Genomic DNA, 10812 nt, shown 5'->3' with positions numbered 1-10812 from the left:
TCCTTAATATTAAGGAGTACGGTGGCGGCTCTGAAAAACGGGTAACGCGCCAATTCCGGTGGCCAATCAGCAAAGCTGATTGGCCACTGAGCCTTTAAGGAGGTATTTATTTTGTTGATTGTATACTTGGATGAATTTGGGCATGTAGGCCCCTATATCAGTCCAAAGCATAAAAAGTATCATGAAAACCCTGTTTTTGGCTATGGCGGATTTGTCATCCCTGAAGTCGAGGTTCGTCGATTTGGTGGTTACTTCGAACATATTAAAGAGCGTCTTTTAGCTGAAGAAATTCGTGCAGCAAATGTTCATCCGCGACGATGGGAAAAGAAAGGGGCGAGTCTCCTTACTACCAAAAACTATAATAAGTATGGGAGTGAAATGATTCCCGCCTTGAAACGAATATCGAGAGAGCTTAAGCGATCTAGAGGAAACGTTTTTTTCTTTGGGCAAGAGAAGCCACTCGGTCCAGTGAGCATCAGCTGCGAATCGACTCAGGAGCGAGAAAAGCATTGTTTGATTCAAACTATTAAGCGCGTTGGGTCGATTGGTGCCTCAAAGGATGATGAGATTATGGTCATCATGGATGCGACTGAGGCTGATAACCGAACGAGAGCGGTGTCCACTTTAGGTAGCACAATTTTTAGCCGCCATGCAGATAAAGATTTGAGCAGAGTGGTTGATATACCGCTTCAGGCGGACAGTCATTTATACGGAACTGTTCAGTTTGCAGACTGGATTTGTGCTCTTTTGGGTCGTCTTTGTCAGTACCATTTTTCTGAAAGTCGAGAGTTTTCTTGGTCTGTAGATTTAGCGAACTATATGTTCAACTCAGAAATTTTTACCCCCAACTCTTTCATTTGGACTAATGAGCACGGGAATTTTAAGCTTTCACCACAAAAGATGCTTCAGGCAGAACCGTACTGGGAGAAGCGAATCCTCGCTCGAGAGAAGAATAAAACGAAGAGGCAAGAGAATAAAACAATGATGAGTAGTGTCATGGAAGCCTGTTCGCCGGAGTTTAAAGAGCGTTATTTTCTTTCGTAGTCATATAACACTTTTGAAGATGTATCCAGCGGAACTGAGTTTGTGATTTCAATCAATGCGTCTGGAAATCATCTTTGAGGTTGAGATTAACACTATTATGACAATTAACTGATCTGATCCACATAATTAGAGAAAAGAAGATAGCAGCGTTGCCCATAAATTTAGAAAGTTTATTAATAGGGGTGTCAGGCGGTTTGCTTGTTGCTGTATTCACAGCTGTATTGAAATATGTGGACCGGTACTTGGACTTTAGAAAAGAAGCGAAGGTAAACCTGAAGGTTGCTCGCAGCGAGTTTAGAGAAAGCCAGCGCTTGGCTGTTATTAGATTTTTACATGCTATTGAAAGAGCGAATCATGAGCATACAATTGAGATGAATCGGTTAGATGCAGAGTTTCGTGAAGATTTAGTTAAACATGCTGAGGGGCAAAGCGACAACGATTTTTCTACTTACGTTAAATTTAAAATGGCGGTAGACGAACTCGATCTGTCCCTCTGGGCACCAATTGTCCGAGAAAGTCTTTCAGAAATAAAAGAATTGCTGAGAGAAATTTACAATTCAGCTTGGCGACAAAAAGAGATGATTGATAGTGGCCAGAAAGTGCGCCCAGCTACTTATATTAACTTTCCATTGCTAGAACAGGCCACTAACAGTATTTTGGACTCCGCGATTAGAGAGTTCTCAGAATCTGAGCCTGTGTGAGTAAATCCAAACAAGTTTATAAACGAGCGAGTTTACTACTGATTTACCAATGCTACTGGTCCTGCTCCGTAGTTGAGGCTAGGGGATGGTAATTCTAGCTTGGCGTGGCGTTTATAAGCGGTACCGCTCGACAGACTATATCTTTGATTGACTGTAAGGTCACAATAACTAGGGGCATCAAATGAGTCGGCATAATACTATTGATGAAATTTGTATTGCGTTTAGTGGGGGCACAGATAGGGTGTTAGGTATCCCATTTCTTTTTACTTCGAAGAAGGCCGATTTTTATATTACGCCTTCTTATAGCGATGGTGCTCAACCGATTCATTTGTCATTGCATGATAAAACTGAGAGGCATGCTGAACAACGCTTTCATGTAAAACGTGAGAAAAAACCTACCGACATAAAACGTCTTGTTTTCCACAATGATATTTTTAAAAAAGGCACCCCGTTTAGAGGAAAGGAACTTTCCGCTGGAGTGTTTCACGTGGCTAGATTGCGATATTCGTGGGACTTGCAGCGCGAAAGATTTAGAGAAACAGCGACTATTCGTTTGAGTCAATTGAAGTCAGATACTTGTCGAGTTTATATATTTGATGAGAATCTACCTGAATATTCAGTGGTAGATTTTGACATAGTACTTTCTAATCATGATCCGTTTTATTTCAATCAGGAAGATGTGTTTTGCCAAGCGCAAGAACAAGGTTCCGGAAGCCCATACATAGAGCTTCCACGAAATAAATCAGGTCAATTCTTAACTGCCACAGTCTCTGTTAGAAGTGAAATTGATTCACCGACTTTTGATGATGTCCATTTAGCTGCACCTTTAGCAAGAGATACGCCTGTATTAGCCTGCGCTGGTGCAACCAACACGGAGGGGGTCTATTGGTTGTATAACACAGTAACTAGCGAAGAGTTTATTGGTGCTGTAAAAGACGGTTAAGATTTGAATAATAATGATCATCATGCGGCTCTTGATATGGGGTTCAACTCTTTTGCAGCCGTTGTCGATTCCGACGGCACTCGTGAACTTATAATCTCTGCTTCGTCAGTTTAAGCGTGCGCAACGTGATCTTTCACGTAAGCAAAAGGCTGATGAAAGGCACCGTTAAAAGGTAAGTGACAGCTAGAAGAAACAGCACCGTAAAGTTGCTCAGATTCATGCCAAGATTGCTCGATAACGCAAAGATTTTGCATGTAAACTCGCTGTACGACTCGCACGTGAGAACACCCCTATTGCTAGTGACAATCTCAACCTCAGTGGGATTAATGCAATTAGGTGCGCCTAATGCTCAAGGTCGCTGTAGTGAAACCAGAACTCATAGGACCGGTCATTAATGTGATGCATCAACACGTCAGCGGTGGTTATTGACTAACCTTGGAATCTTTTGGTTTCAGCCAGGGATGGGATGCCGAAATGGGTAAAGTGAAGTCATGAATCCCGAACGTCGGCTCACCTCACTCACTGCTTTCTATTTTGGAAGAAGGGTTGCCTCGGCGCCTCACAGTGACGAGACCATCAGATCTGTATGTTGGCCAGCTTATCGAGATGTGCAGCGGACCCTCTGGGGGATGGGGTCACACCCTAGAGCTAAGGAGCTGAAGGCCACGTCTTGCGACAAGATTGTCAGTTTTGTGCACTCTTTCGGTGGTATCAGGTCCCAAGACGAATTCGACCAGCAGCACCAGGTTTGGTGCGAGGATCTAGTTGCCTTTTTTGCGGAGAACCCTCACCCGGAGAGACCGACATTCCAGTTCCACTACGGGCATGCGCAGAAGTGGTTGAATATGACTCTCAAGTACCTATCTGTGCTGGGACATCCAGCTGTGGAAGAAGTCTACGTGTTTCTTCATGCCCCGATTGACCGTGACGTGTATGAGCGTGCGTGGGAAATACTTGGAGTCGAGCGACCGAGAATCGCGTGGTCAAAGTTGGACGGGGATACTTACCGCAGCTATCAGTTGAACATACGACACGCCGTGGCGGGGCAGGGGAGAGGGTTTGTACTTGACTGGGAGACTGATGAGTGGATGGAGGCGAAGCGGTTCAGTCGCCATTCTCTATCAGAGGGACATTCCTAGAATCCTCGTCAAGAATTCTTTCTCTGAGAAGGCGACTGAAACTCTTATGTTGATAGAAAATTTTTTTGCTTCACCTGACATTGACAATCCTCAAGTTCTTGAGATGTTGGGCGAAGCAAGTAAGAATTTTCCTAAGATGTACCCGGCTGACAGCTCCTATTGGATTTCGGAAGTTGGCTCTAAAGGGGCGCAAGAAGTCCTGAATGACTTGGAAACGCTGCTGCAATCAAGCTAAAGCTGCGTTCAACGGTTTCTACAATTCTTATTAGGTGCTGTCCATTGTACTCGCTTACGACTTAGTGCTTGCCCCAATTCCAGTGGCCAATCAGCTAAGCTGATTGGCCACTGAGCCTTTAATCGGGCAGGTTGGAACGTATTGTGGATTGTGAAACTCAGCCCTTAGGTGGGTGTGGATCATTCCCATAAGAGTTGGCTTCACGGATTTTTCCATCCCGGCCCTGGATACGATGCTCCAACTTTTCTCGCTGAGCAGTCACTTTAGCGGCAGCAATCGCTTCTGATTGGGTGTCGAAGCTTTTTGATAGCCGGGACGCATTGTCTCGGCGGTTGCCCCATCCGTCTTCTGTGCGGACAGTAGTGATATTTCGCTTGGTCATCAGGTGCCTCCTTGTTTATGTCGGATATCCAGTGGTGGATACAATGCCCATTATAAACTTTCGGTACGACACGTGATACACGATGATAGAAAATATGTGCTATTTAGGCCTGTTTTGAAAATAGTGCCGATTTCAATAATCTGCAGCTTAGTTAGTTAAAGGGCTACATAATGGTATTGGAACGGGCTTAGTAACTACATTTGCATGCTAGCTTTCTGACTGAGAAATAGTGAGTCGGATACGATCTGTTCCACCTAAACCTTTCATTGTCACAATGACAGTGGCCTCTTCAGAAGAATCGAAGTGAATTCTTGCGACCGTTTGCCAGGATTTGGGTTCTTCATGGCGGGCGATGTTTAATGCCTCATAGGGATTGTCCAGTAGCTTTGCCACAGAAATTGAGGATCCGCCATATTCCACCTTTGCCACGCTAGGTGATAGCCACGTTTTGAGGGCTAAGATGGTTTCATTTTGATTTTGGTTTGATAGGTAAACCTCAGTTGGCAGGTTGGACATAATCTTTTGCTTTCTGATCCGCTGTTTTAAGTAGGGCAGATGAAGCGTAACCAATTTAAGCGAGTTTTTCCAGGTTTTAAGTTTTTAGTTGCCTGCCTCTTAAAATCAGACAATTTCAGTGTTGGAATAGCTACAAGGGTCTACTGTAAACGAAGAACGCTCGATAGGGCTGTGTACCTCAACGGAGGTAAAACGTGATTGATCGACCTGTATGGTTGTTTGAACTTTATAACACCGCGAAAGAAGTAGTATATTCGCTACTCATTGATGAAGTAACTGGGGAAAATACAATACTCAAGAAGGATGATGGTTGGCGAGATCAATTCATGATTGAGTCTTTCTTTGCTTATGATTCAGAAGCTGACGCGACCTCGTGGAGCGGTAAGAACATGAATAGCTACTGGTTCGTTAGCGATCTAATCAGCAATATATCCTTCGCTGAGCGATCCTTGGAAAGCTTTTCTTGGGCTCTTCGAGATCTTGAGGATCTTTCTTCTAGTGAAACTGGATTTGAAGGGCTTGAAGAGCTGAATCTAAAGTTTAGTGAGCTCCAAGAATGGTATACGAACCTGGAACTTCCTTTTCAGCCGTCGGCTGCTGATGTTGATGAGGTGGAGCAGTATCTGCAAGCTGAAGTGACAAGGCAACGGGGTGACTATCAATGGTCTCCTGAGTTTTGGATACCAAAGCCGGATTCATACTATATCGACCATGCACTAGCGGTTGTCACAGATGTTTTGGGAGCTATTGAACAAGGGGAGCTGCGTGAAGAAGTAGAGGTGCAGCAGGCTTTAGACGAGGTATCTGAAAATTGGAATCCTTTGGAAGATTCTGATTACTACTTACAGGATCACCGTGGGCGCCCTGTACAAGATCTTTCCCGGGAAATGGAGGAGTTGGTCAGATGTCTAATGCTTGACCAAGAGTGGTGGGGTGCAGAGGCAAGGATTAGAAAGCTTGTTGAATCAGTTGAGTGGGAGGATACTCAGGCGATCAGCTCTTTAATTGAACACGAGCAATATTGGGAGGATGGTCGTTTTCGCCCACCTCTACATAAGTTTTCGGAAGGACTAGACGAGCCAGAGCCCTTGCCGATGACGAGAAAAATGATACTTGCGACGAATCACCCTGATGTTTTACGCGTAAACATTGCTGATTATTATCAGCAGCATAGGCGCATTGCTACTCAGAAGGTGGAATGTTATAAGGAAGTTTTGGCATTGTATCCAGAGATTCTTAAGAAATTTGATGATTCATCTTTCGTCAATCGACATTGGATCTATAGGGCGTTTGATCGCGAAGGTCAGCTTTTGTATATCGGGGAGACAATAAACCCTCTTGTACGGTTGAGGGAGCATGCCGGCTTAGGGTCTATTAACCACGCACATCATAGGCTAGTATCGCCGTGGTTTTCTACGATGGCTACATTTCATCTTGAATCTTGCTTTACCCAGGCTGAGGCAAAAGAGAAGGAGGCTTTATATATTAAGCTGGAACAGCCAAGATATAATAAGACGCATAATTCTGCTAGATTGGCGGTTTCTGAAGAAGGGGTGCCGGTGAACGAGGTGCCGTCAAGAAATGATCCGAGGAATGTCGGTTGGAAGGGTCATAGGCACGTGCCACCAATGTTGCCGATTGTTGCACGTGTTGTCGATGAATCGACAACACGTGAGGGATATGCGTTTTACGAGGACAACCGGTAGCGTTGCGATCTCTCGTGGAAATGCTTCCTGTTGCTATGTATATGATTTTTAGCTCAAAATGGGAGCATTTCACTGCACGTCCATAGAGTTTTTCCTGAGTATTTAAGCTAGATACTGTGTTGTATAACCAGTAAACTTCGTCTTCATCAACTCCACCAGCACAGGATAATTAGTATTTGATTAGTTGATGACGTAAAGAATCCCCATACACGCAAAGTGTATGGGGATTCTTTATGCCTTTAATATACTCTTCTGGGGTGATTAATCCTTATTAATTAACCAAATAATAAATGTATTTAGGAATTGAAACCCACTAAAAAACAGACTAAGTTACTAGGTGATAACAAAAGTTGTTTATTACTTATGGGAATAGTGTGGAAAGTAGGGTGAATATGTCAATTCCTGGAAATGTTAGTTATGTTGCACAGGGTGGCACCGGTTGGGATGGTGCTGATCAGTACACCACGGGTGAGAGTTGGGATCTACAGTCGTTCCTTGAAAACTCGACTGACTACCTCATGATTATTGGTGGTTCGCTGCTGGCACTTGTTGGTGGTGCTGCTGTGATTTGGGGCTTTGTCAACGTGATGCGCAAGCTCTTCGGTGGTCAGAGTGGTCAGCAGATTCAGTGGTTCACCACTATTTTGCTCATCATTGTCGGTGGTGCGTTCCTAGTTGGTGGTATCACACTTGCGCTGAACTTTGCGTCTGGTGCAGGCGATACGGTTACCGGTTTCGGTACAGGTGGCTAAGATTCAGCACCGCACAAAAAGCACATTCTCAGATGTCTGAGGGTGTGCTTTTTGTATGTTTTGGGGGCGTTAGTTGAGTTAAATAATGCAGTATGTTTGTTTATTTAATTGTGTTAAATTTAATTAGTCTTTAAATAGTTAAAATAAGTTTGTCATTAAAGAAATGGGGTAGAGCTATGACAAATACTGTGCAGAGAAAAGCAAAGCAGAAAAAGTCATCATCAAATAAAGAGGGTATGCAGAAGAAAGTCGATCGTATTGTCAGCCGCTTTCGTTTAGGCCAGCACTACACGATCGAGCGGGTAGCACTTATTTCGGGTGCAGCAGTGGTATCAGGGTCTTTGCTTTTTGGCAGCACAATTGTTTACGCAGTGCAGGCCGGCAACATTGATTTTTCTCAAACAGCCACGTACAACGCCGAGTTTCGATCATCACGAACCAACCAGGTCAGCGAGCTCGCAGGCTTTTGGAAAAATGTAGAGGGCACACGGGCTTTTGCTGTTATTAAGTTTGCTGTTCCCGCCAATATGTCCACTAATGCTGAGGATTATTTTGCCTATGTCACCGGTGTGAAAGACCTTGGCACCAGCCCCAAAGCAGCAGATGTCTCTCAAGCAACTGTGGGTTCCATTTATAGCTTTGGTGATGGTCGAATTGGGCTCATGCTTGAGGCCCCTGAGGGCTTTGATATGCAGGTTCTCAACATCACAATGCGTGCAAAGAAAGAGCTTGTCGAAGTCGATAGTACAAACTTGACCTCGGAGAATATGAAGGCTCAAGGCTATGACGATTCCTTTATTGATCACGACCAGTGGCGCATCATGCTCAATCCAGCGGCAGAGACTTTGGCGACGTTGCCGGCATTAAATGACGAACAGATTGATCTCCGTGCGTTGTATTGGCAGACCTCTATGACAGATACGGAGGTGGGTCACCGACAGGCACTAGATACGTCACTTTCACGTATGAACGCACTGCTTGGTCGCATCGAGAATTACAAGGAGGCGCTCGGCGTTACGAGCGCGACCATTATGGGTGAGCGCGTGTCGCTGATTGAGCCTATTCCGCATGAGTCAATTCGCGGTGATCGTATCGAAGGTTTGGCAAGTGTCGATGTTACCAAGCAGCTCGCTGAGGACCCCACCGGGAAATCTGTCCCAGGTTGGGAGGACAAGACGTTCATGGCTGCGTCGCTGGATAATCTGATGAGTGAGGGCTATCAATACAACTCATACCGCCTGGTCACCGATCATATTTTTGGTGGCGGTTATGACTTTGATTGGCGCTTAGGCACCACACTTGATGGCTACCTCAAGGATGTTGTCCCAGGGAATCAAGATGCTATGACCTGGATTACAGATCACGCGTATCAAACTAAAGCGACATGGAATGCCAATCAAATGGAGTGGGTCTTAAGCAACGGTGATCGCCTAGAAGATCATGTGCTCAGTGAAGGTGCCAAGCCACTTATTGATTTAAAAAACAATCTGGCACAGGCGTACCAGGACTATTTCAATGAAAAGCAGCGCTACCAGCGCCAACTCCTGCAACAACTGTTGATCTCGGAAACACAGCTTGATCAGGCAGTGGAAAATACTCAGGTTGCCCAAGGTTCCGATGCTGTTGAATTCCGTTTCTAGATTTTTTTTATTGATTGTGAGAGTGCATTGTGGCTAATGATTTTATAGAACCAAATGATGCCCCCGATGCACCTGATAATGGTGACTCGGGAAGCTCGGGGTTTGTTGATGAAGCAAAAGATAAGACCCGCTCAGCTGCACAAGGCTTAGGTTATGGCGCACTACGTGTAGGTTTTGGTACTGCAGCACTTGCAGCCAATGGTGCTCGCTCTATGGGTAATTTGGCTAAAAACCTGTGGACACGAATGATGGGGCTTGCCCTGTCTGCCGGTACTGGTATCTCTGCTGCCACAGGTGGCATGATCACTGCACGTGTAGGCGCAATGCTGGCAGGTACAGGCTCGGTGTTGTCGTCGGTGACGACTATTGCGTTGATTGTGTCGATGATTGTGGTGCCGGCAGGTCGAAAAGACGGCATTATCGAGTTGTGTGAGCCGCCAGTAACGGCCAACCCGTTTACCATTGACGCAGGTGATATGACTGAGAACGCGAAGTTGGTGTACGGTGCGCTGTCGTATCTTGGGATGAATGATCAAAATATCGCCGGTGTCTTGGGCAACTTTGAGACAGAATCAGGTATCGACCCGACTGCGGTGGAGGGTATTTTTGATGAACCAAATACCATCGGTCCTCGGAAGAGAGCTGCGTGGGATAAGAACTTTGAACCTCAGCCGATGGGTATTGGGCTTGGGCAGTGGACAGCAGGGCGCACACAGATGTTGCTAGATTTTGCCGCCGATAGAAACCGAGACTGGCATTACATCGACGTGCAGCTTGCATTTGCTATTAGTGGCGATAATGAAAGCGATCGCAAGGTTTTTCTGGAAATGGTTGATAATAAAAACTCCAGTAGCAATAGCCCCACCGCAGCGTCCGAGTACTTCCTGCGTGAGTGGGAGCGCCCGGCAGATGTCGCAGGTAATGCACCCATTCGTGCAGAGCAAGCATCTAAGTGGTACGCGCAGATGGGTGGTTGGCAAAAGAACTCAACCTTGGGTGAGTCTGTGATCGCTATGGCTGATGGTGCAGCAGCAAAATCCACGGCGCGTGATGAGCAGGATGCTCTTAATGATTGTCCTGAAGAGGACCGCACCTCAGGTGGAAATACGTCCGCTGCAGAAGCAATGGTGACTATTTCACATCCTTATCTGGCTGATTCTCGTGGCAATGACGGTACTGATATTTACCGCTATATCCATGATGAAGTGCTCACCGGTGATCCGTATTACGCATCCTGTGACCGTGGCGTTGCTACCGCTATTCGCTGGTCGGGCACGGATGATACGTTCCCAGCAGGTCCAACAGCAGCACAGTATGAATACGTTGTGGGCACAGGATCGGGCCGTTGGGAGGAAATCGGCAATCTTGCCACCATGTCAGAGAACGATTTGTTACCTGGCGATGTGCTTCTTGGTGCACCGAATCACGTTGCGATGTATGTCAGCAATGAGGTTGTTGTGGACATGTTGGGCCCTGGTAATGCAGAGCCTAATGCAGCTATTGGTCATGCATCGTTGAATGACCGCTCACCTGGTCTGGATACCTTGAGTCTGGATGGATGGGGCGTGAACTTCAAGGTGTTCCGCAACACCCAGGCTGAGACAAACTCAGTGTTCTCTGGTGTACAGATTCCGGCTGGTAAAGAAATTGGCGAAATGACTAACCCAACTCGAACTACTCCTGCAGGATAAGTTTTTTTCATCGCTGGGTTGGTGTGACGGGGCGTGCGAGCTGCTGGTTGGCGCTTGTGCACC

At 45.9% G+C, this 10812-nt stretch carries 10 protein-coding genes; 8 read left to right on the top strand and 2 right to left on the bottom strand.

Features of this window, described 5'->3' with window-relative positions; genetic code table 11:
* The first annotated feature begins 111 nt into the window (after positions 1–111).
* From CGL_RS09030 to CGL_RS09015, 4 genes are all read left to right on the top strand, one after another.
* A complete protein-coding gene (locus CGL_RS09030; protein ID WP_011014653.1) occupies positions 112–1044 on the top strand; it encodes a DUF3800 domain-containing protein in 933 nt (310 codons plus the stop codon).
* A gap of 182 nt (positions 1045–1226) precedes the next feature.
* Positions 1227–1745, top strand: coding sequence for a hypothetical protein (locus tag CGL_RS09025; protein ID WP_011014652.1), 519 nt, complete (start codon positions 1227–1229; stop codon positions 1743–1745).
* Positions 1746–1926: 181 nt separating this feature from the next.
* Positions 1927–2688: a hypothetical protein gene (locus CGL_RS09020; protein ID WP_011265818.1), complete on the top strand. Its 762-nt coding sequence runs from the start codon at positions 1927–1929 to the stop codon at positions 2686–2688.
* Positions 2689–3873: 1185 nt separating this feature from the next.
* Positions 3874–4062, top strand: a complete 189-nt coding sequence (locus CGL_RS09015) for a hypothetical protein (protein ID WP_011014650.1) — start codon at positions 3874–3876, stop codon at positions 4060–4062.
* Between the two features lie 157 nt (positions 4063–4219).
* Here CGL_RS09015 and CGL_RS09010 read toward each other — a convergent pair whose 3' ends face one another.
* Together CGL_RS09010 and CGL_RS09005 are read right to left on the bottom strand one after the other, a co-directional pair.
* Positions 4220–4444, bottom strand: coding sequence for a DUF2188 domain-containing protein (locus CGL_RS09010; RefSeq protein ID WP_011014649.1), 225 nt, complete (start codon positions 4442–4444; stop codon positions 4220–4222).
* A gap of 207 nt (positions 4445–4651) precedes the next feature.
* Positions 4652–5014 (bottom strand): hypothetical protein, encoded by a 363-nt coding sequence (locus CGL_RS09005; RefSeq protein WP_227747670.1) that lies wholly within the window; start codon positions 5012–5014, stop codon positions 4652–4654.
* A gap of 140 nt (positions 5015–5154) precedes the next feature.
* Between CGL_RS09005 and CGL_RS09000 the strand changes: the two genes are divergently transcribed.
* From CGL_RS09000 to CGL_RS08985, 4 genes are all read left to right on the top strand, one after another.
* The gene (locus tag CGL_RS09000) at positions 5155–6666 is read left to right on the top strand and encodes a GIY-YIG nuclease family protein (RefSeq protein ID WP_011014647.1); all 1512 of its coding nucleotides are present in this window, start codon (positions 5155–5157) and stop codon (positions 6664–6666) included.
* 392 nt (positions 6667–7058) lie between these two features.
* Complete coding sequence (locus CGL_RS08995; protein ID WP_011014646.1) at positions 7059–7418, top strand: hypothetical protein; 360 nt, start codon at positions 7059–7061, stop codon at positions 7416–7418.
* A gap of 149 nt (positions 7419–7567) precedes the next feature.
* Complete coding sequence (locus CGL_RS08990; RefSeq protein ID WP_231838266.1) at positions 7568–9058, top strand: hypothetical protein; 1491 nt, start codon at positions 7568–7570, stop codon at positions 9056–9058.
* Between the two features lie 29 nt (positions 9059–9087).
* Positions 9088–10749, top strand: coding sequence for a phage tail tip lysozyme (locus CGL_RS08985; protein WP_011014644.1), 1662 nt, complete (start codon positions 9088–9090; stop codon positions 10747–10749).
* Positions 10750–10812 lie beyond the last annotated feature (63 nt).

It is taken from the genome of Corynebacterium glutamicum ATCC 13032 (assembly GCF_000011325.1).
In the GTDB taxonomy this organism is placed as follows: domain Bacteria; phylum Actinomycetota; class Actinomycetes; order Mycobacteriales; family Mycobacteriaceae; genus Corynebacterium; species Corynebacterium glutamicum.
Note: the sequence above shows the minus strand (reverse complement) of the source record. Positions and strands in the feature narration are given on the sequence as shown.

Coding starts and splice junctions, on each gene's coding strand:
- CGL_RS09020 (WP_011265818.1), top strand. CDS start 1,927: ATGAGTCGGCATAATACTATTGATGAAATTTGTATTGCGTTTAGTGGG.
- CGL_RS09015 (WP_011014650.1), top strand. CDS start 3,874: ATGTTGATAGAAAATTTTTTTGCTTCACCTGACATTGACAATCCTCAA.
- CGL_RS09010 (WP_011014649.1), bottom strand. CDS start 4,444: ATGACCAAGCGAAATATCACTACTGTCCGCACAGAAGACGGATGGGGC.
- CGL_RS08995 (WP_011014646.1), top strand. CDS start 7,059: ATGTCAATTCCTGGAAATGTTAGTTATGTTGCACAGGGTGGCACCGGT.